Origin of the sequence: Pseudarthrobacter sp. TAF60_1 (genome assembly GCF_052113505.1) — a bacterium.
Lineage (GTDB): Bacteria > Actinomycetota > Actinomycetes > Actinomycetales > Micrococcaceae > Arthrobacter.
This window is the reverse complement of record NZ_JBFRDI010000020.1, coordinates 51074-77021: the sequence shown is the minus strand read 5'-3', so window position 1 is coordinate 77021 and position 25948 is coordinate 51074. Positions and strand designations below refer to the sequence as shown.

Sequence of the window (25948 nt, the reverse complement as noted above, 5' to 3'; positions counted from 1 at the left end):
CCAGCTGGAACTCACCCGCCCCGAGGGGCAGCGCATGGACCGGCTGACCGTCCGGATTGAACGCCGCGAAACCGTTACCATCGAGCAAAGTTCGACGGCGGCCCGCGCCCTGCAGGAGCAAATCAAGATCCACGTAGGTTCCTCGTGCAGCGTGGACGTGGTGGATCCGGGCTCGCTGGAGCGGTCCAACGGCAAGCTGCGCCGCATCTACGACATGCGTCCGAAGCAGTAAGGGCATCAGGCGGTGCGGCCCACCGGCCGCGCCGCCTGGCCCTCGCCGCCTGACCGACCGTTCATGAGAAACTAGGCACCATGCCCAGCACCACGACTGATACAGCCAGCCCTGCCGCCACGAAGCGCGGCCGCCCCGGTTATGACCAGCAGTCCGTGCTGCTCATCGCCGTCGACGTCTTCAACCGGCACGGCTACGACGCCACCTCCATGGGCATCCTGGCCGAGAACCTGGGCATCTCCAAGTCGGCCATCTATCACCATGTGCCGTCCAAGGGCGACCTCCTCAAGCTTGCGCTGGACCATGCGCTCGGCGGCCTCGAGGCCATCCTTAAACAGCCCGAAGCTACTTCCGGCGCGGCTGACGCCCGGTTGGAATTTGTACTGCGGCAGACCGTGGCCGTGCTCGTGGAGCGCCTGCCGTTTGTCACCCTGCTGCTGCGCCTGCGCGGCAACACCGAAATTGAACGGGATGCGCTGGAACGCCGCCGTGCCTTTGACCATGAGGTGGCGGCGCTCATCTCCGCGGCCCGCGACGAAGGATCGCTGCGGCAGGACATTGACCCGCGCACTGTGACGCGGCTGCTGTTCGGCACCATCAACTCGATCGTGGAATGGTACAAACCGGGCGGCTCCCTCTCCCCCGAGAGGCTGGCCGACGACGTCATCACCATGGCGTTCGACGGGCTCCACGCACCCCGCTAGCAGTTGACCTCCGGGGTGCAGCGTGCCATCTTTATAGAACGAACGGTCGGTAAATAATTCGTGACCGGCCCACTTCACTGCTGAAAAGGATTTGTTCTTATGGTTGAGGCCTTTCTTGTTGGTGGCGTCCGGACGCCGGTGGGCCGTTACGGCGGAGCCCTTTCCGCGGTCCGCCCGGATGACCTGGCCGCGCTGGTGGTCCGCGAAGCAGTCTCCCGCGCCGGACTTGATCCGGAAAGCATCGAGGAAGTCATCCTCGGAAACGCCAACGGCGCCGGTGAGGAGAACCGCAACGTGGCCCGGATGGCCACGCTGCTGGCTGGACTCCCCCTCCACATCCCCGGCATCACCGTGAACCGGCTGTGCGCCTCCGGGCTCAGCGCCATCATCATGGCCAGCCACATGATCAAGTCCGGCGCCGCTGACATCGTGATCGCCGGCGGCGTGGAATCCATGAGCCGGGCGCCGTGGGTCCAGGAAAAACCCGCCACCGCCTTCGCCAAGCCCGGCGCCATTTTCGATACGTCCATCGGCTGGCGGTTCGCCAACCCGCTCTTCACCAAGGGTGAGCTGTCCCGCGACGGCAAGATGACCTACTCCATGCCGGAGACCGCTGAGGAAGTGGCCCGGGTGGACGGCATCTCCCGCGAGGACGCGGACGCCTTCGCGGTCAGTTCCCACGAGCGGTCCCTCGCGGCCATCGCGGCCGGCCGGTTCACGGACGAGATTGTCCCCGTGACGGTCAAGACCCGCAAGGCCGAAACCGTGGTGGACACCGATGAGGGCCCCCGCGCCGGCACCACCATGGACGTCCTCGCCAACCTGCGCCCGGTGGTCCCTGGCGGTTCCGTGGTCACGGCGGGTAACTCCTCCACCCTGAACGACGGCGCCTCGGCCATCATTGTGGCCTCCGAAGCCGCGATCGAACGCCTGGGCCTGAAAGCGCGTGCCCGCATCATTGACGGCGCCTCAGCCGGCTGCGAACCCGAGATCATGGGCATCGGCCCTGTGCCCGCCACCCAGAAGGTGCTCAAGCGAAGCGGCCTGAGCGTAGGTGACCTCGGCGCCGTCGAACTTAACGAAGCCTTCGCCACGCAGTCGCTAGCCAGCATGCGGCGGCTCGGCCTGGATCCGGACATCGTCAACAACGACGGCGGCGCCATCAGCCTGGGGCACCCGCTCGGTTCCAGCGGATCACGGATCGCCATCACCCTGCTGGGGCGGATGGAACGTGAGGACGCCAAAATCGGTCTCGCCACCATGTGCATCGGCGTGGGCCAGGGCACCGCAATGCTGCTGGAGCGCATCTAATGCAGACGCCGGAGAAGGGCAACGGAACCCTCGCCACCGAACACTTCAGCACCCTCCTGGTCGAGGAGCGCGAGGACCGCGTGGTGGTCCTCCTCAACCGGCCGGAAGTCCGGAACGCCATCGACCAGCAGATGGTGGACGAACTGCACGTGGTCTGCGCCGCACTGGAACAGAACCCCAAAGTCCTGATCATCGCCGGCGTGGACGGGGTCTTCGCCTCCGGGGCTGACATCGCCCAGCTCCGCGAACGCCGCCGTGACGACGCACTGCAGGGCATCAACTCCACCATCTTCGTGCGGATCGCCAAGCTGCCGATGCCCGTCATTGCCGCCCTGGACGGCTACTGCCTGGGCGGCGGCGCCGAACTCGCCTACGCCGCGGACTTCCGGATCGGAACGCCCGGCGTCCGGATCGGCAACCCCGAAACGGGACTGGGCATCCTCGCGGCCGCCGGCGCCAGCTGGCGGCTGAAGGAACTCGTGGGCGAACCGCTGGCGAAGCAGATCCTGCTGGCCGGCCTGGTGCTCCGGGCCGAGGCTGCCCTGGCCGCGAACCTCATCACCGAAATCCATGAGGCACCCGAGCTGATGGACGCCGCCCACAGCCTCGCGGACCGGATTGGCCGGCAGGACCCGCTGGCGGTGCGCATCACGAAGTCCGTGTTCCATGCTCCGGCCGAGGCACATCCGCTGATTGACCAGCTGGCGCAGGGAATCCTCTTCGAATCCCAAGCGAAGTTTGACCGCATGCAGCAGTTTTTGGACAAAAAAACGGCCAAAAAAGCAGACGACGAAAAGGCGAAACAGTCATGACGAATCCCAACCTTCCCTCCACCGTCGGCGTCCTCGGCGGAGGCCGCATGGGAGCCGGCATCGCCCACGCCTTCCTGATCAACGGGGCCAACGTCCTGGTGGTGGAGCGCGACGAAGAGTCCGCCGAAGCTGCCCGGGAACGGGTGGAATCCGCCGCCGCCAAGAGCATCGAACGCGGCGCAACCGACGTCAACCTCGATGAGATGGTATCCCGGCTCGCCGTCACGGTGGACTACGACGACTTCAAGGACCGCCAGCTGGTTGTCGAGGCCGTACCTGAGGACTGGGACCTGAAAGTCACTGCGCTCCGCGGCATCGAAGCACGCCTGGCCGAGGACGCTTACCTGGCATCCAACACGTCTTCCCTGTCCGTGAACGGCCTGGCCCGGGAACTGAAGCGGCCGCAGAACTTCCTCGGCCTGCACTTCTTCAACCCCGTCCCCGCCTCCACGCTCATTGAAGTGGTGCTCGGCGAGCAAACCTCCCCGGACGCAGCCGCGGCCGCTAAGGGGTGGGTCGAGGCACTCGGCAAGACCGCCGTCGTCGTCAATGACGCACCCGGCTTCGCCTCATCCCGGCTTGGCGTCGCGATCGCGCTGGAAGCGATGCGCATGGTGGAGGAGGGCGTGGCGTCCGCCGAAGATATCGACAACGCCATGGTGCTGGGCTACAAGCACCCCACCGGCCCGCTGCGGACCACTGACATTGTGGGCCTGGACGTGCGGCTGGGCATCGCCGAATACCTGCAGTCCACGCTCGGGGACCGGTTCGCCCCGCCGCAGATCCTTAAGGACAAAGTTGCCCGCGGCGAGCTGGGCCGCAAGACCGGCAAGGGCTTTTTCGACTGGTCCTGACGCTTATCCGTTCGCGTCAGGCCGCCGGCCGCAGTGACGTGATCATCCGCTTGATGTCCCAGTACTCGTCGGTTTGGGTGTACTTCTTCGCCTGCTCCAGATATGGCAGGGACTCGGCGCCCGGCACCACGTTGTTCTCCGGGCTAAAGAAAGCCCCAAACATCGCAGCGGTGGGCGGCCAGGTGAAGAAGTGGAAGATGGCGCAGGCTAAGTCACCGGTGGGCAGCTGACTGGTTTGAATGCCGTAAGCCGCTGCCGGGGTGTCGGCCGGGCCCGGCGTCGCGCCATTACCGCGGGTCTCAAAAATGAACCGGGGCGCTGTGCCGTTTTGCGTGAGCGCCGGCAGCTCCTGTGACTCCAACACCTGATACGGGAAGCGCTCCATGCACGTGGAGCCGGTGGCCATGTTGGTCCGCAGAGTGGCCAGCGGCTTTCCGGCCTGGTTGGTCACCTCCGCGAAGGCGCCCCCGCCGTCCGGCAGTTCCCCGGCCGGGTCCCTGACGCTCCACGCCGCGGGCAGCTCGAAGGTCAGCTGGCCGTCCGCCGTAGTGAAAGTCGTCCACGCGGCCGACGCCGGCGCGCTGGCTGTTGCGGCAGAACCTCCGGACGCCGTGGGCGCCGCAGCCGTTGTTGCGGCTTCCGTCGTGGAGGTGGCCGCGGGGCTGGGACTGGCCGACGTCGACTGCTGCGGTCCAGCCTGCAGACCGCAGCCGGCCAGCAGCAAGCTGACAAGAAACACTGCGGGAATTGCCGTGCCCGCCGCGGACGGACTGCCCATCACACCCTCCCTGGACCCGACTTTTGGTCCTTACATTGTCCGGGCGCCGGGCGTGAAAAGATCGTCCGTCCGCTCCTTTGGCGCTGAAACGTTGCAAGGATAATGAACGGAGCCAGTCGAGCCGCCGCTACTCGGCCTCGGTGTCCTCTTCAGGCTCGAAAGTGTTGGCTTCGTGCGTGACTCCCAGGCCAACACCGTCCGCCCCTGAGGGGACCCCGCCGTCGCCCTTTTTGTTGTCGTCCTCTGTGTTTACGGCTCCAGCCGCAGCGGCCTCCTGCGGCTCATCGTCGGGCAGGGATTCGGGTGAGTTGATGCTCATGGTTCCTCCTGGATGTGGGGAATTCACGGTATCAAGGCGGGCGCCCAGACAGAACACCTGCCAAGAAGTCCGGCCTGCAAGAGGATCCGAAAAATTTGATCAGATCTTGAGCCAACCCTTCGCAACCTATGCAGTTTGCGGTTCACTCTGGAATCACAACAAGGAAAAACGGCGGGGAAAGCAGGACGGTTCAATGGCGAACGAATCAGCTCTCGACGAGGTAGTCACGGTCGAAGGAGTGATCACTGATCACCACCCGATCGATTTCTACAGCTTGGGGCTGGCCGGTTGTATTGACCGGCTCACGGGCCCACTCCGCCAGCAGGGCACAGCAGTCCGCTGGGATACTCCGCACTGGGGCATAGAGATCCCGGCGGACTGCGCGTCCCTCCTCTACCAGTCAGCCCGCGAAGCGCTGAGCAACGCGCTCAGGTACTCAGAGGCCTCCGAACTCACCGTCCAACTGGCCGCCGTGGGGCACGGCGTGCGGCTGGTGGTGTCCGACGACGGCACGGGCTTTGACAGCCAGCTCGCCCTTAGCGGACGGCACCACGGCTACGGCCTGCGGCTGATGTCCGTGGCTGTCCATGAGGCCGGCGGCACCATGCAGGTCACGTCGACGCCGGGGCAGGGCACCACGGTCACGGTAACCCTGCCCCTCGATTGAACCTGCGGACGTCGAAAGGCGGCCTACCGTGAAAGCTTGTCAGGGTCCGGCTCCTGATCGCCGATGTGGCCCGGCGCATTGGCGGCCAGCACCCGCTGAACGAACGCGCTGTATTCCTCCATGTAGTGCTGCAGGAACTTGGCCGTCGATTCATCCCGGACTTCGCCGTCTCCCCCGAAAACCTCGGGCTTGAACTGGATGTAGACCTCCGGGGAGTTGAGCTGGGGGCGTCCAGGAAGCTCAGGCACAGTGCCCACCAGTCCAGCACAAAACCGCGGTCGCAGCCGTAGCTGTTTCAGGTTATTGACACCCCGCAGGGCGAGGCGCTGAATGATGGGTACGGCCCCATCAACAACGCACCCAGGGAGCATCTGTCATGAAGGACAAGCCAGCAGCGCAGCGCATCCACAGTGAAGCCCCGGCCGAAGGCGACGAAGCCGCGGGCGACGAAGCCGCGGGCGACGAGACAGCCGAAGCCGATATCCGGGCGCACTCACAGGAACCAGCGGAAGGCCTCGATCCCGACGAGGAGTAACGCCATGAGCAGCAAAGTACAGAAGAGGATTTGGTGGACGTGCCCGGCACAGCGCGGGACACCGCTCGGCGGCAGGGTGGGCGACCGCTAACCAACATCAGCGGCCCGCACGCGCATAAGCGGCGCTGGCCCGCACCGTTTGTGCGGGCCAGGGCCGTTGTTGTCACCAGATGGCGGCCGCTAGTCCCAGGCCGGGACCAGCACCACCTCGTACTGCGTGGCCGTTGTGTCGTTGAACTTGGCGTTCACCGCGGCGAGGGTGCTCCCGAACCCTGTGTTGCCGAAGTAGGCCACGGTGGTCGGCACCTTGAAGTCTGCGCTGGTGATGACCTTTCGGATTTCACCGGAGGCCAGATCGTCGGCGAGCCTGAAGCGGCTGATCTGGTTTGAGAAGTTCTGCACCGCCCACAGCTGGTTGCCCCGGACCAGGATGCCGTCAACGTTCGGTACGTCCACGCCGGCAATGACCGCGCTCTCACCGGTCTTGGGGTCGACGGTGAAGACCTTGCCAAGGCCGGAGTGGGCCACGATCAGCGTCCGGTCGTCATCCGCGGCGGCGATGCCGTTGAAGTTGAACGCACCGGCCATTTGTGCGGCCGGACCGTGCACCGTCAGCGTCTGGACCTCGCCCAGCTTGCCGTGCCGGCCAACGGGGATGAAGTAGAGCTCAGGGACTACCGAATTGGTGAACCAGGCGCCCTCATCGTTGAGCGTGACGTCGTTGATGAAGCCTGGTGCCAGGGTGTAGTCCTTGACGGGTTCGCCGGAAGCAGTGTCATAAACGTAGGCCTTGCCGGTGCCGCCGCCTGCCACGAACAGCAGGTCATTGCGGACGTCGGCCTTCATGCCGACGGCGGCCCGCTGCGTCGCATCAAAGTCGGAGACGTCAATGAACAGTTCAGCCTTCCCGGTGCTGACGTCACCGCGGTAGATGTCGCCGAGCTGAAAGTCGCCTGCGTAGAAAGTTGTCCCTTCGCCGGCAGCGATCCCTTCGGCCGACTTCGCGCCGTCGAGCACAATGACTGAGTCTTTTGGCGGCGTGGCCGTCGCCGGGCTGACAGGTGCCAGCAACCCCATAAGCGCCAAGAACACCATGGCGGTACGGCGTTGTACTCTTCCTAGATTCTGGGTTGTGCGGGCCATTTTGTTTTCCTTGAGTCGGCTGATCCGCACAGGCCAACATGCGGCAGGCCCGCACGGTTGTCCTGCCAGTTTAAGCACCCGGCACCACGGCCCGCCAGAGCCCGGTGCCCCCTTCCCCCCGGTCACACTGGGCCCTTCCGAGCACCCCGAAGGGCACCGGAGCGTGCTCTCTGCTTACAATCGAAACCTCAACCGCCTACTGAGGGACCCATGAAGAAATTCGCCACCGCCCTGATCGCCGCCGGCCTCGTGCTCACCGCTTCTGCGTGCACCGCGCCCACAAAACTCTCCACCAAGGAAACCTGCGAGCGCGTCCAGGTTGTCATCTCGAACCCGTCGAACGGCGGCGGCCAGACCAGGACTGGCCTGGTGCGCCTCGCCAACCAGCTCCGGCCCATCGAGGCAGTGGCCTCGGACGATCTCAAGCCCGCGCTGGGATCCCTGCTCGAGTATGCGGACGAGGCGTCCAAGGAGAACCCGGACCAGGACAAGATGGCGCAGATGCAGGGGAACAGCCAGGCAGCCAACACGGCTCTGTCCACCTTCTGCCGCTAGGCTCCCCTCTGAACGTCCGACGGCGGCCGCACGGCCGCCGTCGTCCGCTGCCAGCTCGCCCCTGCGCACCGCATCGTGGTGCGCGGTACCGATGCCCAGGCCCTCGCTGATCTGGCCGCCTGAGACAGACTCAGATCAGCGCGTGCAGGCCCCGGCTCCGCGGCCGGCCGAAGGACGCCGCCCCCAGGAACTCAATGGCCACGAACGGCTCGGAGCCAACCACCCACTCGTCGTGCCCGGGAGGCAGCGCGTAAGTGTCATGGGCCCTGATAGTGGACCTCACGCCGTCGGACGTTTGAATCTCCAGCGAGCCGGAGACGCAGTAGCCCAGGTGGTTGTGTTCGCAGAAGTCCGTTAGCTCCGTGGACCTGGCGAACTCGGACCAACGCCAGCCGGGTGCCAGGATCAATCGCGCCACAGAATAGTCGTCCACGGTGACGAGATCGAACTCGGCCTTGTCCGGGCATCGCTTTTTGTCCGGGATGTCCAAGGACTTAACAGCCAGGGCTCTGATGAAATTTGCGGTCATTAGGACACAGCCTAGGAAATGATTCGCGGGCAAATCGGGGCAGGAACCACACCGTCAAGGGTGGCTAAGGCGGGCGGTGACGTACTTCAGAGACCATTTCTGAGTATCTTTAACCGTATCCTTGCCGCCGCCGAAGTCAATGGAAAAACCATGACCCGCGGAATACTCCACATGACGCCCGAGTTGTTGCTAGAGCGGAAAGCCCGCTTCACTGGTTTTGCCTTTAGCCGCCAGAGTCTCCCGAAGGAACGCCATGAGCCACCAACTGACCATCAAGCTTCAGCCAGGTACGCAGGCCCCGGAATTCACCCTCCAGGATGCCGCCGGCAACGCCATCTCGCTTTCCGACTACCGCGGCAAGAACGTCATCGTGTATTTCTACCCGGCCGCGGCAACCCCTGGCTGCACCACCGAGGCCTGCGATTTCCGCGACAGCCTCGCCTCCCTCCAGGGTTCCGGCTACGAAGTGCTGGGCATCTCCCCGGACGCCCCGGAGAAACTGGCCGCCTTCACCGGCGACTTCGGCCTGACCTTCCCGCTCCTGTCCGATGTGGACCACAGCGTTGCGCTCGCCTATGGCGCCTGGGGTGAAAAGCTGGTGAACGGGGAGATCGTCGAAGGCCTGGTCCGGTCCACCGTGGTGGTGGACCCGCAAGGCAACGTGGAACTGGCCCAGTACCAGGTCAAGGCACAGGGCCACGTTGCAGCCCTTCGGGAGACGCTCGGGGTCTAGCCCGCACGGAGCAGGCAGGCGCGGATCGGAGGCAACCATGGCAATCGACGTTCGGCCGGCCACGCGCTTTGACGATGTCCGGACACTGGTAGGGCCTAAGCGGCCCGACGCAACCGTGTGCTGGTGCCTGAGCTACCGGATCCCGTCCAAGGAGAACGTGGAACTGCGCGGAACTGCCCGCGGGGACCTCGTGCAGGAACTGGTGCGGCAGGATCCCCCGCCAGGGGTGTTGGCGTACGACGGCGGCGACGTGGTTGGGTGGGCAGCTGTCCATCCGCGCGCTGACACCACCTTCGCCCGCAACCGCCGGATTCCACACGTGGACGAGCTGGCTGTGTGGTCAGTCTGGTGCATCAGGGTCCGGCCCGGTCACCGCGGTCACGGCATCTCCCACCATCTGCTGATGGGTGCCGTGGAAATGGCCCGCGGCTACGGGGCGCCCGCCGTCGAGGGCTACCCGGTGGATAACCAGGGCAGCAAGGTGGATCTGACCATGGCCTATGTGGGCACGCGTAAGCTGTTTGAAGACGCGGGGTTCGTCAAAGCCGCGGACACCGAATCAGTGCTCAACGGGTTCCCGAGGGTGCTGATGCGGTTCGACCTGCGCTGAAGTCAGGCGCGAAGGTCAGGGTTTCTTGCGCCAGTTATTGGGCCAATCGGAGTCGATCACCCATAAGGCCAGCAGGACCGCGTCCATGGTCATGAGTCCAGCTAAGAGGTAAGCCCAACCTGTATACCAATGCACGGCATCTCCTGACCCGGTAACCCCAGCCACTCGATGGTGGTAAGTCTGGCACGGATTGGGTCAGGAGGGAACGGCTACTTTAGGAGCCCCGCCAGCCGGCCGTGGATTTCGGTTTCCCGGTTCAGGCGCAGGGTAAGTTTCTCCACTTTCTCAGAAAGTTCGACTCCCACCGCGAGCCGGTCCCCAGGCCAGCTTGATGCCTGCCATGATTCACCCAGTGCCTGGGCCAGTGACCGGGACAGGGACCGAAGCCGCCAGGAATGGCTCAGGTAGTGAACAGTGCGCCGGGGGCGGTGGCCCTGCTTCAGGAGCCGCCACGAGCCCGTGAGCCTGCCACGCAGTCCGGTATCGGATCCAGCTTTTTCCATAACCCCTGCACCGTCCTCAGGCCCACCCGCGTATTCCTCGAAGCTCTCCGTTGAAGCTCCTGTTTCGAGTGTGGCCAGTGACGCTCAAGGGGCCATCAAGGTGTGGCAAATATTCCCACAAGTCCAGTCATCCGAGTGTGGCGCTGGGATAACCTGAAGCGGCCTCCGAACGGCCATCCAACCGGCGCGGTCAGTTCTGTGACATGCCCCGGCAGCCTTAATACTGTAGAAGTAGAGTCATGTCTTCCATGCCCGAACCCCGCCGTGCCGTTGTGATCGAGGACGACCCCGATATCCGCGGCCTCCTGGTCCGGGTCCTGGTCAAGCAGGGCTTCGAGGTCACACAGGCCCAGGCCGGCCTGCCCGGGGTGGAAGAGGTCCGCCGCGCCAAGCCGGATCTGGTCACCCTGGACCTGAACCTCCCCGATTTGGACGGCCTGGAGGTCTGCAAGCTCCTGCGCGAATTCTCCGACGCCTTCATCGTGATGCTGACCGCCCGCACCGACGAATTGGACAAGCTCACAGGCCTGGACAACGGCGCCGATGATTACATCAGCAAACCGTTCAGCCCGCGCGAACTCCAGTCCAGGATCAACGCCCTGTTCCGCCGCCGGGGCCAGTCCCCTGCCGTTGACACCGCCGCGCGCAGCGAACTTGAGCGCGCCACCGAAGTCCAGCAGAGCCTCCTGCCCAAAGAGGACGTCCGCGTGGACGGGTACGACCTTGCCGGCGCCTTCCGTCCCTCCCGCAGCGTGGGCGGGGACTTCTACGACTGGTACCGCACTCCGGACGGCCTGCACCTTACGTTTGCCGACGCCATGGGCAAAGGCATGGGCGCCGCTTTGATTGCGGCCACTGTCAGGGCCGTCATGCGCTCCACAGGGCACCGCCGCGACCTGGACACGGCTTTCGCCTCCGCCGCCGCGGCCATCGCGGCAGACCTTGACTCCTCCAACTCATTCGCCACGCTCTTCCACGCCCGGCTGGACGCCGCGTCCGGCGTCGTCAGTTACGTCGACGCCGGCCACGGTCTTGCCCTGCACGTCACCGCGAACGGTGAGGCGCACCGCCTTCAGAGCGGCGGCCCCCCGGTAGGCGCCTGGGCCGGCTCGGCCTGGCCACAGTCCGCCATCGGCCTTGCGCCAGGGGATTCCCTGGTGGTGGTCAGCGACGGCGTGCTGGATGTCTTCGACTCGGTGGAGTCCTTCACGGAAGCCGTGGGCTCCGCGGCCGGCGGACAGGCGTCCGCACAATCCGCCAGCGATGCCATCATGGCCCTGGCCCCGGCCGAAACGGCCGAAGACGACGTCACGGTGGTAGTGGTACGCCGGTTACTGGAAGGAGGATCGGCGTGACCCGCTTCTTGACCCGTCTGGTGGTGGTGCTGACCGTCATCTTCGGCCTGAACTATGTGGCCTGGCGTTGGGCTGCGTCGCTCAACTGGGACGCGTGGTGGATCGCCGTGCCCCTGGTGGTGGCCGAGACCTACAGCCTGATCGACGTGATGCTGTTCGGCATGACGGTGTGGAAGCTGAAGATCCGCAAGGCAGCCCCGGAGCCGCCGCATGACGCAACGGTGGACGTCTTCATCACCACTTACAACGAAGACCTGGACATGGTGATGACCACCGCGCTGGCCGCCCAGAAGATCCGGCACCCGCACAGCACGTGGATCCTCGACGACGGCGCCCGCCCCGCACTGAAAGCCCTCGCCGAAAGAGCATGGGCTGGGTTATGTGACCCGCAGCGAGGACTGGACCGCCAACGTGCCGCGCCATGCCAAGGCCGGCAACCTGAACAACGCCCTGATGGTCACGCACGGTGAATTCCTGCTCATCCTGGACGCGGACCAGATCCCCGAGCCGGACATCCTGGACAAGACGCTGGGGTATTTCAACAACCGCCGGGTGGCCCTGGTCCAGACCCCGCAGTACTTCAGCAACGTGCCAGCGGACGATCCCCTCGGCAGCCAGGCGCCCCTGTTCTACGGCCCCATCCAGCAGGGCAAGGACGGCTGGAACGCCGCCTTCTTCTGCGGCTCCAACGCCATCCTGCGCCGCGAGGCGCTGATGCAGCTGGGCCTGGTGGGCTACGTCAAGGAGACCGAAAAGAGCATCCGCCGCGCACTCACTGCCTCGCGCTCCGCGATCCGCCAGGCGCGGAAATCCGCCGACGTCGGCACTCCCCTGGTCTCCGAGGTACTGGATGAAGTGGAGGCCGCCACCCTGGAAGCCCAGGAACAACTGGCCGCCGGCGGACCGTTGAGCGAGATCACCTACCGGGTCCGCCGCCGCGTTGATGCGGCCGTGCAGACCCTGGTCATGGCCGACATGTCCGCCCTGCAGGCAGACCTTGAAGAGATCGCTGCCATGCAACTCGCGCACGTAGGCGACGCCGGTGTGCCCGTGGTGGCCGACGATGCCGTGCAGCGCATGTCCGCCCGTGACTGGTCGCCGCTGGGTGCCCTGGAATCCGTGCAGGCTGTCCTGGACGCCCTGAACGTGGAACGCAACGACGAAGCCCAGCCGGTGATGCCGCTGGCCACCATCTCCGTCACCGAGGACATGGCCACCGCCATGCGCATGCACGCCATGGGGTGGGAGAGCATTTACCACCACGAGATCCTCGCCTACGGCCTCGCGCCCGAGGACATCGCCACCATGCTCACCCAGCGGCTCCGCTGGGCGCAAGGAACCATCCAGGTGCTGCTCCGGGAAAACCCCCTGGTCCAGAAGGGCCTGAAGATCGGCCAGCGGCTAATGTATTTCGCCACCATGTGGACGTACCTGAGCGGCTACGCGGCTGTCATCTACTTCGCAGCCCCCATCATCTACCTGCTGCTGGGTGTCCTGCCCGTCACCAGCCTCAGCTGGGACTTCTTCCTTCGGTTCATCCCGTTTATGGTGGCCAACCAGCTGCTGTTCGCGGTGGCCGGCCGCGGGATTCCCACCTGGCGCGGCCAGCAGTACAGCCTGGCGCTGTTCCCCACCTGGATCAAGGCGTGTACGACGGCGGCCCGCAACGTCTGGTTCGGCCGTCCCCTGGGGTTTGCGGTAACGCCGAAAGCGCGCCAGACCGGCGGTCCCAGCTGGAGCCTGATCCGCCCTCAGCTCATTGTGGCTGCGCTGCTGGCGGTGGCCGCCGTCGTCGGAATTATCCGCCTTGCCACGGGACTGGCCGAACCCCTTGGCACCCTGGTTAACGTGGCCTGGGTTATTTTTGACCTGGTGGTCATGAGCATCCTGGTTCGGGCTGTTTTGTATAAGGGTTACGAACCCGCTGGGGACGTTGATGCTGGAGAGAGGAAAACCGATGGAGTTTAGCTACGAGGTCAAGGATTCATACGCTGAGGTCAAGGCGGACGGCAGGCTGAACATGGTGTCGGCGCCGAAGCTGCGCGAGTTCGTCACCGATGTGATCGCCGGCGGTTCGTCGCGGATTGTGGTGAACCTGGAGAACACAGCATTTATGGATTCCTCGGGGCTGGGCGCGCTGATCGGCTGCCTCAAGGCCGCCCGCCAGGCCGGTGGCGACCTTCGCATTGCGGCCGTCCAGCCCCAGGTGAAAATGGTGCTGGAGCTGACCAGCATGGACCGCGTACTACACGCGTACGCCAGCGCCGAGGAAGCATTCAGCAATGACTGAGGTCCTGGCTGAGCGCAGCTTCCGCGGGCTCGCTGAGGCCGAGGCCATCGAGTCTGTCCACGACGAACTGGACGGCCTCTGGAACGACGCACCCTTTGTGGAGGCCATGGACCAGATGGCGTTCACCACGGCCGTCATCGAATCGGCGTCGAACATCGTCCAGCATGCCCTGCCGGCCAACGCCCAACGGCCCGTCGAGCTCGGCGTGGACATCAGCGTCCAGCCCAGGCTCCTGCAGGCCAGGGTCAGCGCCTTCTACGCGAAGCCCCCGTTCGGTCCGCTGGAACCGGGGACCCCGGACCACGACTCCGAGTCAGGCCGCGGGTTGGCCCTCATCGAGGCGCTGGTGACCACCGTGACCTTCGAACGGCAGGACGGCACCAACACGTGGATCCTGTCCAAGTCCCAGCAGGCTTAGAGCTTCCCGGCAGGGGAAACGGCAGACGGCCCCGCCAGGTCCCAGCGGAACAGCACCGAGATGGTGACTCCGCCCCCTGGTGAGTCCCGGATCTCCAGTTCCCCGCCGTGGGCCTGCGCGATCCGCTGGCACGTTGCCAGGCCCAGGCCTGTGCCCGGGCCGTCCCCTGCCCGGTTCAGCCGGACCAGGGGCTCCACGGCCTGTTTCCTGTCCGCCGGGCTGATTCCCACACCGTTATCCGCGACACTGACCGTCACCCCGCGTTCGCTGACCGTGGCGCCGACGGTGACCCGCAGGGAACGCTCCGGGCTGCTGTAGTTCAGCGAATTGGCAAGCAGGTTCTGCAGGAGTGACCGCAACTGCACCGGATCTGCGACCAGTTCCGTGTCATCGGAGAAAATGCCGCTGGCAGGTCCAAGGTCATGGCCCAGGTCGCGGGCCGCCTGTTCCGTGACGGCCAGCAGCGAGACCGGCTCCCTTTGCAGGGTGCCGTCCACCTGGGAATACTCGAGCACATCCTCAAGCGTCTTCAACATGCGCCGGCCGCCGCTTCCGATGAACTCCAGGTACTCGACGGCGGGGTGTCCGGGCGGGATGTCCGGATCGTCTTCGGCCAGCTCAATGTAGCCCAGCATGGTGGTCAGCGGGGTGCGGAGGTCATGGCTAATGCGGCCGGCGAATTCCCCCAGCATGGCGTTACTGCGTTTCAGTTCCGCCAGCGTTTCGCTCAACTGCAACGTCCGGTGTTGAAGCTCCAGGACCTCCACCACCTGGTGGGCCAGCACCTCCAGCATCTCTATCTGTTCCCCCGTGGGGTTGGCCGGACCGTCAGAGAAGATGCAGAGCGAGCCCAGCACAAAACCGGAGGCCGTCTTGAGCGGAACGGACGCGTAGTAACGCACCTTGGCGATCTCGCCGGTGACAAACGGGTTGTCTGCGAACCTCACGTCTTGGGACGCGTCGGGCACCACGGTTGTGACCCCGCTCAGGAAGACCTGGGCGCACATCGAGTCTTCCCGGGAACACACGCCGGGGTCCACGCCCCATGCCGCGATCTGCACCTGCCGGTCCTCCGTGATGATGTTCACCACACTGAACGGCACGGCACACAGCCGGGCAGCGAGAGTGACCAGATTGGTCAGCGCCCCTTCTGCGTCCGCCTGGGGCAGGACCGGCGGCCTACCGGCGGCCGTGGGGGCCAGGCCGTAGTTCCTGATCGCGGCGGCCCGATCCGACTCCGCGGCCGTCCACCCGAACGTGACGGTATCCATGCTGTGTTTGTCCCCTTGTATGTGTAACGCCCCAGACCTCCGACGATCCTATCCGGCCGCCGGGAATGAGTAGGCTAGAAGGCATGTCTTCCGAAGAAATACCCGCCGAGCGCCGCGAGGTCACCGTCCGCCGGGCACCCAAATATGTGCCGTTCCTCATCCTCGGCGCACTGGTGGGCGTTGCGGTGGCCGCCGTCGTGGCCTACGCCCTCCCCGGCGACGAAAGCTTCGACCGCGGAGCGGTGTTCGGTTTCTTCCTGGTCATGTTCGGCGCGGCGGGGGCAATCCTGGGCGCAGTGGCTGCCCTCGTCCTGGACCGGCGGAGCGTCAAGCGCCAGGAACGCGCCGTCGTCGAGGCCGTCCCGGATTCCGAGCCCGACGACGGAACCGGCCAGTAGGTCCCGGCAGGTCACCGCAGGGGGTCACAAAACCTGGCGCGGCCAAGTCTTACCCCATCTCATGCGATAATCGACCAGTGGCACGCGGCGATGGAAAACTTTCTCATGATCTTCTCCCTGGCGAAAAAGGCCCTCAGGACGCTTGTGGCGTTTTCGGGGTCTGGGCACCAGGTGAAGAAGTAGCAAAACTCACCTATTACGGGCTGTATGCATTGCAGCACCGCGGTCAGGAGTCGGCTGGTATAGCCACCAGTGACGGCAAGCGGATCAACGTCTACAAGGACATGGGCCTCGTTTCCCAGGTGTTCGATGAGACCACGCTGAACACCCTGACCGGGCACCTGGCAGTGGGACACTGCCGCTACTCCACTACCGGAGCCAGCCACTGGGCCAACGCCCAGCCCACCCTTGGCGCGACCGCCACCGGCACCGTGGCCCTCGCGCATAACGGCAACCTGACCAACACGGCCGAGCTCAACGCCATGATCCGGGAACGCAACGGCGGCCAGCTCAGCGGCGAAATGAAGCAGGGCAACACCTCGGACACTGCCCTGGTCACCGCACTCCTGGAAGGCGAGGAGGGCAAGACCCTCGAACAGACCGCCACCGAGCTTCTGCCCAAGATCAAGGGCGGCTTCTGCTTCGTCTTTATGGACGAGGGCACCCTCTACGCAGCACGCGATACCTACGGCATCCGCCCCCTGGTCCTCGGCCGGCTGGAGCGCGGCTGGGTTGTCGCCTCCGAGCAGTCCGCCCTGGCCACCGTTGGCGCCAGCTTCATCCGTGAAATCGAACCCGGTGAGTTCATCGCCATCGACGAGGACGGCGTACGTTCCAAGCGCTTCGCGGAGCCGACGCCGGCGGGTTGCGTTTTCGAATACGTCTACCTCGCGCGCCCGGATGCCGCCATCTCCGGCCGCTCCGTCTACGAGTCCCGGGTGGAGATGGGCCGCCAGCTGGCCCGCGAAAACACCCAGGAAGCGGACATCGTCATCCCCGTCCCGGAATCCGGTACCCCTGCCGCGGTGGGCTACGCCGAGGAATCCGGCATCCCGTTCGCGCACGGTTTCGTCAAGAACTCCTACGTGGGCCGCACGTTCATCCAGCCCTCACAGACGCTCCGCCAGTTGGGTATCCGGCTCAAGCTGAACGCCCTTGAGTCCGTGATCCGCGGCAAGCGTGTTGTGGTGGTGGACGATTCAATTGTCCGCGGCAACACCCAGCGTGCCATCGTCCGGATGCTCCGGGAAGCCGGCGCCGCGTCCGTCCACGTGAAGATTTCCTCGCCGCCGGTCAAATGGCCTTGCTTCTACGGCATCGACTTCGCCTCCCGGGCGGAACTGATCGCCAACGGGGCCACCATCGAGGAAATCTCACAGGCCATCGGAGCCGACTCCCTCGCGTACATTTCCGAAGACGGCATGATCGACGCCACCCGGCAGCCCCGGGAACGCCTCTGCACCGCCTGCTTCACCGGCAAGTACCCCATCGAGCTCCCCAGCTCGGACAAACTGGGCAAGAACCTCCTGGAGCGCACCGACCTCGGCGGCCTCACGCCGTCGGCCTCTGCCCTGCCCGGCGCCACAGCCGCCCTGTCCGAGCCCATCGTGGACGACCGCGAGGATCCGGCTGAGAAGTCCGGAGCCACGGGCTGCGATCCGGGACCGGACGCGGAGTTCGAGAACCTGCTCACCGAGGCTGACCTTGTGCCTGAGATCCACCCCGAAGCCATCACCCCCGGCGCCGACAAGAAAGAGTCCGTATGACTTCCGCATCCCCCGCCGCCGGCAACCGCCCCGCGAACGCCGCAGGCATCACCTACGCTTCCGCCGGTGTTGACGTTGAAGCCGGCGACCGGGCCGTCGAACTGATGAAGGGTGCCGTGAAGGCCACCCACAACTCCTCCGTCCTGGGCGGTGTGGGCGGCTTCGCCGGGCTGTACGACGTCTCGAAACTGCTGACCTACAAGCGCCCGCTGCTGGCCACCTCCACCGACGGCGTGGGCACCAAGGTAGCCATTGCCCAGGCCATGGACATCCACGACACCATCGGCTTCGACCTGGTGGGCATGGTGGTGGACGACATCGTGGTGGTGGGCGCCGAGCCGCTCTTCATGACCGACTACATCGCCTGCGGCAAGGTTGTCCCGGAACGCATCGCGGACATCGTCCGTGGCATCGCGGCCGCCTGCTCCGTGGCCGGCACTGCCCTGGTAGGCGGCGAAACCGCTGAGCACCCGGGCCTGCTGGGTGAGCAGGAATACGACGTCGCCGGTGCCGCCACCGGTGTTATCGAAGCTTCCGACCTGCTCGGCCCGGAACGTGTCCGCGCCGGCGACGTGGTGATCGGCATGGCCTCCTCCGGCCTGCACTCCAACGGCTACTCCCTGGTCCGCCGAGTCATCAACCACGCCGGCTGGGCCCTGGACCGCCAGGTCTCCGAACTCGGCCGCACCCTCGGCGAGGAACTGCTGGAACCCACCCGCGTCTACGCCGCCGACTGCCTGGACCTGGCCCGCGCCTTCCCGGTGAACAGCTCAAACGCTGTGCATGGCTTCAGCCACGTCACCGGCGGCGGCCTGGCCGCCAACCTGGCCCGCGTCCTGCCACAGGGACTCGTGGCCACCGTTGACCGCGCCACCTGGGAACTCCCGGCCATCTTCAAGCTGGTCTCCGAGTTGGGCAACGTCCCGCTGGCCGACCTCGAGCGCACCCTGAACCTCGGCGTGGGCATGGTGGCCATCGTGTCCGCCGAAGCCGCCGACGCCGCCGTGACCCGCCTGAACGACCGCGGGCTGCCGTCCTGGGTCATGGGCACCGTCACCGAGGATTCAGACTCGATCCTCAAGTCCGGCCCGGACTACGTCCAGGGCGCCAAGGGCGTAGACGGCGGCGCCGTCCGTCTGGTCAACGCCTACGCATAAGCTTGTCCCGAGTGCCCCATCCCGCCTTCAGGTGGGATGGGGCTTCGTGTTTAAACCTCCAGCAGGCTGAACTCGCCGCCCTGCGGATCCTTGAGGGTGGCCGTGGCACCCGGCGTCTCATCGTCGTCGGGTTCGGGGGCGATCAGCACCTCGGCGCCGGCGGCCACAGCCTTCCGCACGGCGTCCGCCACGTCAGCGACGCCGAAGTAGATCTGCCATCTGGCAGGCGCGTCAGCCGCGACGATCCCGGCCACTTCTGCGCCGTTCACCATCAGTGTCGAGTACGTGCCGCCGTCGTCCTGGGGATACTCAGTCACCTCGTGGCCGAAGAGCTGCTGGAAGAACCCGACGGCGGCCTGCGGCTCGGGCGTGAGGAGTTCGGTCCAAGAGAGCGCACCGGGCTCGTTGTAACGGCCGGTGCCGGTATGCGTTCCGGGCTGCCACACGCCGGTGGTCCCGCCACCGGGAGGATCCACAAAGACCATCACACCGGCGTCCCCGATCTCCTCGGGCCCGAACTGCACGGCGCCGCCGGCATGGGAAACCTCCTCGGCCAGGGCGCCGGCGTCCTCGGCGGCGAAGTAAACGTTCCACTGGGCGGCGGTACCCAGCGATTCCTGGTGCGGGTTCTGCGGCGCAACAGTGGCCACCAGATCCTCCCCCATGAAGGCCTGCGCGTAGCTGCGGCCGTCAGGCGTGGGCAGGTCCTTGAAGGTCCAGCCGAACACCGCGGCATAGAAGGCCTTGGCGGCTTCGACGTCCCGGGTCTGGACGTCAGCCCAGCACGGTTCGCCGTGACGGTAGCGCGGTGAGGGGGAATTCTCGGGCATCGGGGGTCCTTTCGCGGGCGGCAGGTCGCATCCAGACTCCAGTCAACACCAAAAAGCCCGCCGCCTGCACCGGATTCCGGAACAGGCAACGGGCCTGATAACTGAGGCCAGCACCGGCGGTCCGTTTGGACTAGGGTGCTGAAAAAGAAGCGCCGTACGAGCGAACCGGTGTGGCGTCCGATCTTACTGCGGTATCACGACCGGCCGCCGCGGCGGAACGGCTGCGACAGCTAGCCGATCCGACGGGTGTGCACCTCGTCGTCGTCTTCTTCCAAATCTTCCGCGTACTTATCCACGTAAGCCGAATAGTCCGGTTCAACCGGGTCATTCGCGAAATGGCTCGTGGCAAGACCTTCACGACCCTTGAGCTCACGCTGAAGGGCCGAATAATCAGTGTTCGGGGAGTAGTACTTAATGTCCCGAGCCTGCTTGGTAGCTTTTGCCTTTTGACGGCCGCGCCCCATGGCGTGACCCCCTTTTGTACTCGGACCGGAGGTGGTCACCTTGGCTATCGGTGAGGCCCCGGAATGTTTGGTCAATTTGTCGTACACCTAGATTACATGCTTTCGGCGGCAGGTGCTTGCCAGCCTGTGCGTCCGGATGACATATCCGGTACCCTTGCCGCGGCGAACCGCGGGTTCCCGGCTTTTTTGTTGGATAGAGTCACTTCAAGAGTTGCCGGTCCTGCTGCACGGAACGGCACCGGGACGAGGCCAATCCCAGGAGGGGTATCCGGATGGACAACCAGGAACAACGTCCTTTCCCGCCCAAACCTGCCGCCCCGCCGACAGCCGGCTTGCCGCAGGTGTCGGCCCCGGCGGCGAACACGACGGCGGCCGCAGAACCCTCCCCGCCGAAGCACAGCCGGGGCACGTCAATACTGCTGAAGGCTGTCTTCGCGCTTGTTCTGGTTGGCGTCGTCTTTGCACTGGTGTGGCTCGCCAACCGGCTGGATTCCCAGCCGGTTGCCCCGGCTGGCGATCCCGGCTCCGGCGTCGTGGAGATCTCGCCGACTCCCCTGCCCACCCCGCTCGCGCTGCCGCGGGAGGGCGTGGTGCCGCCGGACTATCGGCTGGGGGATTGCTTCAAGGATTTTGACCCCGCGGCGCTCCGGTCAACGGTGGTGGCCTGCGATACCGGACACTCCGCCCAGTTGGTGGCAGTGTTCCGCTATCCGGCAGGAGATTCGTATCCGGGCCGGGAAGCCCTCGCCGCCAAGGCGTTGGAAGCCTGCCGGGCGGCGAAGCTGGCGCCGGTAGCGAATGACTACGCGCTGAACTTCCAGCGCGCCTATCCGAGTGGTACCAGCTGGGACTCCGGCGACCGCAGGGTGGACTGTTACGTGACGGCCGACGCCGGGAACGTCATCAACGCCAGCGTGCTCCCTTGAGGTATTTGGGGTCGCGCTAAACTGGATCATGATCGGTGCCCGTGCCCGTCTTCTGGCCTGGCTGGTCGCCCTGGCCACCCTCCTCGGAGCCTGCACGCCCGCGATCCGCCTCGATGCCGTCGCGACGGGTCAACCAACCACAGCCATTTCCTCTGCACCGTCGGCCCCGGGTGAGACCGCCGCGGCCCCTCAGCAGACCACGCTCCTGGCACCAACCGCCGCACCGGTTCCCACGCCGCCTCCAGCGCCTCAGCCGTTCGCCCTCAACCTCTACCAGGAGGGGGACTTTGTGCCGCAGTACACCTTTGATTGGTGTGTTGCGGCGAGCATTCAGATGGCACACAACCTCATCGATGACACCGGCGGCGGCACCTGGACCGACCGTACGCAACAGAACGAGCTGTGGGAGACGGCCCGGGCGCGGTCGTCCAACTCGTTCAACGGTGCCAACCCGTTCGGATGGGCCCAGGTGCTGACCGAGGCCGGAATGGGGCCATACAGCGTCGTCAGCATCGCCGACTACAAGCAGGCCCTGCAAACCGCCGCGCGCGCCATCGCCAACACAGGCCGGCCGGTGGGCCTGGTCATGTGGAGCGGCCGGCACGCGTGGGTGATGAGCGGGTTTGAGTCGCTCGGTGATCCCCACCAGTTTCCGGACTTCGCAGTCACCGGCATCCGCGTCCAGGATCCGCTCTACCCGTACGGCAGCGCGCAGTGGGGACCGTCGCCCGCCCCGAACAGCCTGCTCAGCCCGGACGAACTGGCTACGCAGTTCGTGGTCCGTGAGCCGCGGCGCTGGAGCAGCGATCTGCCAACCGGCTACCTGCTGGTGCTGCCGACCGCCCCGGCCTGAGCAGGCCGGGGCGCTGCCGGCTGCCAGTCACCGGAGCGGGTCGAAGGGGCGTATCTCGTTCGGAATGTGCCCGGTGGCGATTTGCTCGGCCAGCAACTTGCCGGTGGCCGGCCCCAGCACAATACCCCACATTCCGTGCCCGCCGGCAACGTAAACCCCGGGAGAACGGGTTGCGCCGACCACTGGCAGCCCGTCGGGTGTGACCGGACGGGACCCCACCCAAATGTCCTCAAGGTTCTCCAGGTCCATGTGGGTGAACAGCGGCCGGACGGAGGCGAGGATGGCGTCGATGCGTCCCGTCTGCAACGGCTCGTCCGGCCCGCGGAACTCCATGGTGCCGGCAATCCGAAGCCGGCCCTGGTAAGGCGTGCAGGCCACGCGGCGGGCCGGGAAGTAGATGGGAAACTCGGCGGGTTCGTCCGTGGCGACACTGAAGGAATAGCCACGGCCGGCCTGGACCCGGGTCTTCACGCCGAGCGGCTTGGCCAGCGCCGGCAGCCAGGCTCCGGTGGCCAGCACCACGACGTCGGCGTTGACCGGTTCCTGCCCGTGGCTGTCCACGGATATACCCTCCGGGCCGTGGCGCAGGGAACGCACCTCCCTGCCGTTCAGAATTCTTCCGCCGCGGGCCTGTACGGCATCGGCCAGCGCCTGAACAAACGGCCCGGGTTCGATGAAGCGCTGTTCCTCCAGCTCATACACGGTTGAGACACCGGCGGAGAGCTGCGGCACCTTGAGCTGCGGATTGTCGAGGCGCGTGAGCGGCACCTTCTGCCCGGCCTTCTCCACCTGCTGGATCTCGTGGATGAACGGCCTGCTTTCCTTTTCCTGCTCGAATCCGATAACGAAGGGCCCCTTCCGCGTCCACGCGTCCACGCCGCCGGAAGTCAGCTCGTCGAAGGCGTCCAGGGCCATCCGGTCAATCGGCGTCAGCGCAGCCATGGCCTTGCCCCAGGCCTTGGCAGTGGCGTGCAGGCCGAAGCGCGCCAGGAACGCCCACAGCTTGGGATCCAATCGGGCGGGGATATGCAGCGGCGCAGCAGCATCGAGCAGCGCCTTCGGGGCGTAGGACCACAAGGTCGGATCAGCCAGCGGCATGGCCATGCCTGGCGTGAGCCAGCCGGCGTTGCCCCACGAGGCGCCGGCGGCGACACCCGAGCGCTCGAGAACTGTCACCTCGATGCCGCGTTCCTGCAGATGCCAGGCCGTAGCAAGGCCCACCATTCCAGCACCGACAACGACGGCGGTGCTGGGCGACTGTGCACGTGAGTACATTTCCACTCTCCTTCAACCATGACGCATGCCATATTGCATTGGCCCCAGTCTGAACAATGTAAAAACGGACCTCAATTGATTCGGCAATCATTCTGGGCAAAGCTTTAATTATGTCAATTCATTCAGAAAGAGGCGGAACTTTTTCGCAGGAACCGAACAACAGTCGGCACCCGATTCTGGACGAAACGGACCGCCTCATCATTCAGTTGCTGCAGGCCGACGCGCGGATGCCAAACAATGCCATCGCCGCCGCTGCCGGCGTCGCCCCCTCCACCTGCCACGGCCGGATCCGCTCCCTTCAGGACCGGGGCATCATCCGCGGCTTCCACGCGGATGTAGATCCGGCGGCAGTGGGGCGCGGACTGCAGGCCCTGATCGCCATCCGGCTGCATGCCCATGCACGTGCCAACCTGACCGAGTTCGAAAAATATCTCGCCGGGCTGCCCGCCGTCGAAAGCATCTTCTTCGTCACCGGGGACCGGGACTTTCTCATTCACGTCGCCGTGGCTGATTCCGGGGCACTCCGTGAGCTGGTGGCCGCCAACCTCAGCCTCAGGCCAGAAGTGGCCGGGACCAACACCACCGTGATCTTTGAATACATACGGCCAACAGAGAGCTCGCCCGCCGCCTGATTCCATGTTCGGCGTCGCTTCAGGCGGGGGACGCCGTTACCAACCGCCGCGCGTGGGCGTGTGTCCCTTGCGGGCGTCGTCGGGCATTGCCATTTCGGCCCGCAGGCCCAGGAGCCGGATGGGTCGGTCCGGTTCGATTCCGGCCGCAAGATCCAGGGCGCGTGCAAGGATTTCGTTCCGATCGAAGGTCTCGGGGATCTTCTTCGCGTGGGTTGTGGTGAAGAACGGCGCGTACCGCACCTTGAGGGTCAGCCCCACCACGGGCCGGCCTTCGGCCACAACATCCTCCAAGACACGCGCAGTCAGTTCCCTGACGGCGTCGTCCACCTGGCCGGGCGTGGTCAGGTCCTGCTGGAAGGTGGTCTCCCGGCTGTGCCCGCGGGCCACCCACGGGGTGTCGTCCACAACACTGGCGCCGTCCCCGCGTCCGAGCTCCGCATACCAGGGACCCATCCTGGGGCCGAACTCCGGGACCAGGCCCTGGGGGTCGGACGCGGCGAGCTCGGCGACCGTGTTGATGCCGAGCTTGGCCAGCCGGGCAGACACTTTGGCCCCGACGCCCCAGAGGTCCCGGGTGGGCCGGAGGCCCATGACCTCGAGCCAGTTCCCGGCGGTCAGTCGGAAGACGCCGGCCGGTTTGCCGAAACCGGTGGCCACCTTGGCGCGGACCAGGGTGTCGCCGATACCCACGCTGCAATGCAGCTGCGTTTGTGCCAGGACGGCGGCCTGCACCTGCCGGGCGTAGGCTTCGGGATCCTCTGCCTCGGTGCCGATAAAGGCTTCATCCCAACCAAGCACCTGCACGGTGGCACCGGGCTGTGCTCGCAGGGTAGCCATGACGGTCTCAGATGCCGCAAGGTAGGCCTCGTGATCGACGGGCAGGATCACGGCGTCGGGCACTTTTCTGGCCGCAATGCGGAGAGGCATTCCGGAACCCACGCCGAACGCCCTGGCTTCGTAGGAGGCGGTGGACACCACAGCCCGTTCAGTGGGGTCGCCCCGACCTCCGACAATGATTGGCTTGCCCGCAAGCTCTGGGCGCCGGAGCACTTCGACCGCCGCGATGAACTGGTCGAGATCGACGTGCAGCACCCACCGGATTCCGCTCACGCCACCAGTCTGCCCTATACGTTGCCGGCAAGCATCGGCTGCCTCCACGGCAGCGCAAGATGTGAGACGCCACACATTCGTTGACTTTTAAAGTATTAGTGAGAAGATAGATGCATACGCATATACACGCGTACCGCGGGAAACCGGCACAACCGTGACCGCGAAAATCGCTTAGAGATTGGACTGACTCATGCAACTCGAGAACAAGGTCGCATTCATCACCGGCGGCGGATCGGGGCTCGGTCTCGCGACCGCAAAGAACTTCATTGCCGAAGGTGCGAAGGTCATGATCTTCGACTTCAACCCCAAGTCCCAGGAAGTCGCCGATGAGATCGGTGCGAAGTTCGTCCAGGGCGACGTCTCGAAGGCAGAGAGCGTCGAGTCCGCCGTCGCTAAGACGGTTGAGGAATTCGGAAGCCTTGACATTGCTGTCGCCTCCGCTGGTGTCGGCGGCGAGGGCGACGTTGTCACCTCGACGGTCGAAAACTGGGAGCGCACCAACGGCATCGACTACTCCGGCGTCTTCTACACCAACAAGTACGTCATCGAGCAGCTCCTCAAACAGGGCAACGGCGGCGTGGTTATCAACCTCGCGTCAATGTTCGGCCTCGTGGCCGTCTCGAACAACATTGCTTACTCGGCTTCCAAGGGCGGCGTCGTGAACATGACCCGCGCCGCCGGGACGATGTACGCAAAGGAGGGCATCCGCGTGAACGCTGTGGCCCCGGGCGTCATTCGCACCCCGCTCATCGACGAGCCCACCCTCGAACAGTATGCAAAACTGCACCCGGCCGGACGCGTCGGCGAGGCCCAGGAAGTTGCCGACCTCATCACCTTCCTGGCGAGCGACAAGGCGAAGTTCATCACAGGAGCCACCATCCCGATCGACGGCGGCTACACGGCCGTCTAGCTGAACAC

At 65.5% G+C, this 25948-nt stretch carries 29 protein-coding genes and 3 pseudogenes; 21 read left to right on the top strand and 11 right to left on the bottom strand.

Going from position 1 to position 25948, the window contains the following annotated elements:
• The 5 genes and pseudogenes from AB4Y73_RS19230 to AB4Y73_RS19210 all read left to right on the top strand — a co-directional run.
• Window positions 1-232: pseudogene (locus AB4Y73_RS19230) on the top strand (phenylacetate--CoA ligase); the annotation flags it as partial.
• Window positions 233-312: 80 nt separating this feature from the next.
• Window positions 313-936 carry a TetR/AcrR family transcriptional regulator gene (locus AB4Y73_RS19225; RefSeq protein ID WP_441874073.1) on the top strand — a complete coding sequence of 208 codons (624 nt, stop codon included), beginning with the start codon at window positions 313-315 and terminating at the stop codon, window positions 934-936.
• A gap of 99 nt (window positions 937-1035) precedes the next feature.
• Entirely contained in the window at window positions 1036-2247 is a 1212-nt protein-coding gene (locus AB4Y73_RS19220; protein ID WP_441874071.1) for a thiolase family protein, read from the top strand.
• On the top strand, window positions 2247-3059 hold the full coding sequence (locus tag AB4Y73_RS19215; protein ID WP_441874068.1) for an enoyl-CoA hydratase/isomerase family protein: 813 nt from the start codon (window positions 2247-2249) through the stop codon (window positions 3057-3059). The genes AB4Y73_RS19220 and AB4Y73_RS19215 overlap by 1 nt, the downstream gene beginning before the upstream one ends.
• Window positions 3056-3913 carry a 3-hydroxyacyl-CoA dehydrogenase family protein gene (locus tag AB4Y73_RS19210; protein ID WP_441874066.1) on the top strand — a complete coding sequence of 286 codons (858 nt, stop codon included), beginning with the start codon at window positions 3056-3058 and terminating at the stop codon, window positions 3911-3913. The genes AB4Y73_RS19215 and AB4Y73_RS19210 overlap by 4 nt, the downstream gene beginning before the upstream one ends.
• Before the next feature lie 16 nt (window positions 3914-3929).
• On the opposite strand, the gene AB4Y73_RS19205 is transcribed toward AB4Y73_RS19210, so the two are convergent.
• Entirely contained in the window at window positions 3930-4691 is a 762-nt protein-coding gene (locus AB4Y73_RS19205; RefSeq protein WP_441874064.1) for a hypothetical protein, read from the bottom strand.
• Between the two features lie 127 nt (window positions 4692-4818).
• Window positions 4819-5010 (bottom strand): hypothetical protein, encoded by a 192-nt coding sequence (locus AB4Y73_RS19200; protein WP_441874062.1) that lies wholly within the window; start codon window positions 5008-5010, stop codon window positions 4819-4821.
• 193 nt (window positions 5011-5203) lie between these two features.
• Between AB4Y73_RS19200 and AB4Y73_RS19195 the strand changes: the two genes are divergently transcribed.
• On the top strand, window positions 5204-5677 hold the full coding sequence (locus AB4Y73_RS19195; protein WP_441874060.1) for a sensor histidine kinase: 474 nt from the start codon (window positions 5204-5206) through the stop codon (window positions 5675-5677).
• A 23-nt stretch (window positions 5678-5700) separates the two neighbouring features.
• Here the strand turns inward: AB4Y73_RS19195 and AB4Y73_RS19190 are convergent.
• A pseudogene (locus AB4Y73_RS19190) lies at window positions 5701-5921 on the bottom strand (ACP phosphodiesterase); the annotation flags it as partial.
• A gap of 132 nt (window positions 5922-6053) precedes the next feature.
• On the opposite strand from AB4Y73_RS19190, the gene AB4Y73_RS19185 reads away from it, so the two are divergent.
• Window positions 6054-6212: a hypothetical protein gene (locus AB4Y73_RS19185; RefSeq protein WP_441874058.1), complete on the top strand. Its 159-nt coding sequence runs from the start codon at window positions 6054-6056 to the stop codon at window positions 6210-6212.
• Window positions 6213-6392: 180 nt separating this feature from the next.
• On the opposite strand, the gene AB4Y73_RS19180 is transcribed toward AB4Y73_RS19185, so the two are convergent.
• Complete coding sequence (locus AB4Y73_RS19180; protein WP_441874056.1) at window positions 6393-7355, bottom strand: hypothetical protein; 963 nt, start codon at window positions 7353-7355, stop codon at window positions 6393-6395.
• 210 nt (window positions 7356-7565) lie between these two features.
• Here AB4Y73_RS19180 and AB4Y73_RS19175 point away from each other — a divergent pair, with 210 nt between their 5' ends.
• The gene (locus AB4Y73_RS19175) at window positions 7566-7910 is read left to right on the top strand and encodes a hypothetical protein (RefSeq protein WP_441874054.1); all 345 of its coding nucleotides are present in this window, start codon (window positions 7566-7568) and stop codon (window positions 7908-7910) included.
• 130 nt (window positions 7911-8040) lie between these two features.
• Here the strand turns inward: AB4Y73_RS19175 and AB4Y73_RS19170 are convergent, their stop codons facing one another.
• A complete protein-coding gene (locus tag AB4Y73_RS19170; RefSeq protein ID WP_441874052.1) occupies window positions 8041-8439 on the bottom strand; it encodes a cupin domain-containing protein in 399 nt (132 codons plus the stop codon).
• Window positions 8440-8692: 253 nt separating this feature from the next.
• On the opposite strand from AB4Y73_RS19170, the gene bcp reads away from it, so the two are divergent.
• Together bcp and AB4Y73_RS19160 are read left to right on the top strand one after the other, a co-directional pair.
• On the top strand, window positions 8693-9172 hold the full coding sequence (bcp, locus tag AB4Y73_RS19165) for a thioredoxin-dependent thiol peroxidase (protein ID WP_441874050.1): 480 nt from the start codon (window positions 8693-8695) through the stop codon (window positions 9170-9172).
• Between the two features lie 37 nt (window positions 9173-9209).
• Complete coding sequence (locus tag AB4Y73_RS19160; protein WP_441874048.1) at window positions 9210-9782, top strand: GNAT family N-acetyltransferase; 573 nt, start codon at window positions 9210-9212, stop codon at window positions 9780-9782.
• Between the two features lie 209 nt (window positions 9783-9991).
• On the opposite strand, the gene AB4Y73_RS19155 is transcribed toward AB4Y73_RS19160, so the two are convergent.
• Window positions 9992-10285: a hypothetical protein gene (locus AB4Y73_RS19155; protein WP_441874046.1), complete on the bottom strand. Its 294-nt coding sequence runs from the start codon at window positions 10283-10285 to the stop codon at window positions 9992-9994.
• 239 nt (window positions 10286-10524) lie between these two features.
• Here AB4Y73_RS19155 and AB4Y73_RS19150 point away from each other — a divergent pair, with 239 nt between their 5' ends.
• The 4 genes and pseudogenes from AB4Y73_RS19150 (at window position 10525) to AB4Y73_RS19135 (ending at window position 14348) form a co-directional block, all read left to right on the top strand.
• Window positions 10525-11640, top strand: a complete 1116-nt coding sequence (locus AB4Y73_RS19150) for a PP2C family protein-serine/threonine phosphatase (protein ID WP_441874044.1) — start codon at window positions 10525-10527, stop codon at window positions 11638-11640.
• A pseudogene (locus tag AB4Y73_RS19145) lies at window positions 11637-13608 on the top strand (glycosyltransferase family 2 protein). The gene AB4Y73_RS19150 and the pseudogene AB4Y73_RS19145 overlap by 4 nt, the downstream one beginning before the upstream one ends.
• Entirely contained in the window at window positions 13598-13930 is a 333-nt protein-coding gene (locus AB4Y73_RS19140; RefSeq protein ID WP_441874042.1) for an STAS domain-containing protein, read from the top strand. The pseudogene AB4Y73_RS19145 and the gene AB4Y73_RS19140 overlap by 11 nt, the downstream one beginning before the upstream one ends.
• A complete protein-coding gene (locus AB4Y73_RS19135) occupies window positions 13923-14348 on the top strand; it encodes an ATP-binding protein (RefSeq protein WP_441874040.1) in 426 nt (141 codons plus the stop codon). Before AB4Y73_RS19140 ends, AB4Y73_RS19135 begins: the two co-directional genes overlap by 8 nt.
• Here the strand turns inward: AB4Y73_RS19135 and AB4Y73_RS19130 are convergent.
• Window positions 14345-15619, bottom strand: a complete 1275-nt coding sequence (locus tag AB4Y73_RS19130; protein WP_441874038.1) for a GAF domain-containing sensor histidine kinase — start codon at window positions 15617-15619, stop codon at window positions 14345-14347. The two genes, AB4Y73_RS19135 and AB4Y73_RS19130, sit on opposite strands and share 4 nt — an antisense overlap.
• Before the next feature lie 83 nt (window positions 15620-15702).
• Here AB4Y73_RS19130 and AB4Y73_RS19125 point away from each other — a divergent pair, with 83 nt between their 5' ends.
• From AB4Y73_RS19125 to purM, 3 genes are all read left to right on the top strand, one after another.
• Entirely contained in the window at window positions 15703-16017 is a 315-nt protein-coding gene (locus AB4Y73_RS19125) for a hypothetical protein (protein ID WP_441874035.1), read from the top strand.
• A gap of 77 nt (window positions 16018-16094) precedes the next feature.
• A complete protein-coding gene (gene purF, locus AB4Y73_RS19120; RefSeq protein WP_441874033.1) occupies window positions 16095-17783 on the top strand; it encodes an amidophosphoribosyltransferase in 1689 nt (562 codons plus the stop codon).
• The gene (purM, locus tag AB4Y73_RS19115) at window positions 17780-18940 is read left to right on the top strand and encodes a phosphoribosylformylglycinamidine cyclo-ligase (protein ID WP_441874030.1); all 1161 of its coding nucleotides are present in this window, start codon (window positions 17780-17782) and stop codon (window positions 18938-18940) included. Before purF ends, purM begins: the two co-directional genes overlap by 4 nt.
• Window positions 18941-18990: 50 nt before the next feature.
• Here the strand turns inward: purM and AB4Y73_RS19110 are convergent, their stop codons facing one another.
• Window positions 18991-19770 carry a VOC family protein gene (locus AB4Y73_RS19110; protein WP_441874027.1) on the bottom strand — a complete coding sequence of 260 codons (780 nt, stop codon included), beginning with the start codon at window positions 19768-19770 and terminating at the stop codon, window positions 18991-18993.
• 230 nt (window positions 19771-20000) lie between these two features.
• Entirely contained in the window at window positions 20001-20234 is a 234-nt protein-coding gene (locus AB4Y73_RS19105; protein WP_190991276.1) for a DUF3073 domain-containing protein, read from the bottom strand.
• 272 nt (window positions 20235-20506) lie between these two features.
• On the opposite strand from AB4Y73_RS19105, the gene AB4Y73_RS19100 reads away from it, so the two are divergent.
• Window positions 20507-21160 carry a septum formation family protein gene (locus AB4Y73_RS19100; RefSeq protein WP_441874024.1) on the top strand — a complete coding sequence of 218 codons (654 nt, stop codon included), beginning with the start codon at window positions 20507-20509 and terminating at the stop codon, window positions 21158-21160.
• A gap of 28 nt (window positions 21161-21188) precedes the next feature.
• Entirely contained in the window at window positions 21189-22013 is an 825-nt protein-coding gene (locus AB4Y73_RS19095) for a hypothetical protein (protein ID WP_441874021.1), read from the top strand.
• 27 nt (window positions 22014-22040) lie between these two features.
• Here the strand turns inward: AB4Y73_RS19095 and AB4Y73_RS19090 are convergent, their stop codons facing one another.
• The gene (locus tag AB4Y73_RS19090) at window positions 22041-23288 is read right to left on the bottom strand and encodes an NAD(P)/FAD-dependent oxidoreductase (RefSeq protein ID WP_441874018.1); all 1248 of its coding nucleotides are present in this window, start codon (window positions 23286-23288) and stop codon (window positions 22041-22043) included.
• A 110-nt stretch (window positions 23289-23398) separates the two neighbouring features.
• Here AB4Y73_RS19090 and AB4Y73_RS19085 point away from each other — a divergent pair, with 110 nt between their 5' ends.
• Window positions 23399-23920, top strand: a complete 522-nt coding sequence (locus tag AB4Y73_RS19085) for an Lrp/AsnC family transcriptional regulator (protein ID WP_441874015.1) — start codon at window positions 23399-23401, stop codon at window positions 23918-23920.
• A 36-nt stretch (window positions 23921-23956) separates the two neighbouring features.
• On the opposite strand, the gene AB4Y73_RS19080 is transcribed toward AB4Y73_RS19085, so the two are convergent.
• Window positions 23957-25030, bottom strand: a complete 1074-nt coding sequence (locus tag AB4Y73_RS19080) for a DNA polymerase IV (RefSeq protein WP_441874012.1) — start codon at window positions 25028-25030, stop codon at window positions 23957-23959.
• Window positions 25031-25220: 190 nt separating this feature from the next.
• On the opposite strand from AB4Y73_RS19080, the gene AB4Y73_RS19075 reads away from it, so the two are divergent.
• Window positions 25221-25940 carry an SDR family NAD(P)-dependent oxidoreductase gene (locus tag AB4Y73_RS19075; RefSeq protein WP_441874009.1) on the top strand — a complete coding sequence of 240 codons (720 nt, stop codon included), beginning with the start codon at window positions 25221-25223 and terminating at the stop codon, window positions 25938-25940.
• The last annotated feature ends 8 nt before the right edge of the window (window positions 25941-25948 follow it).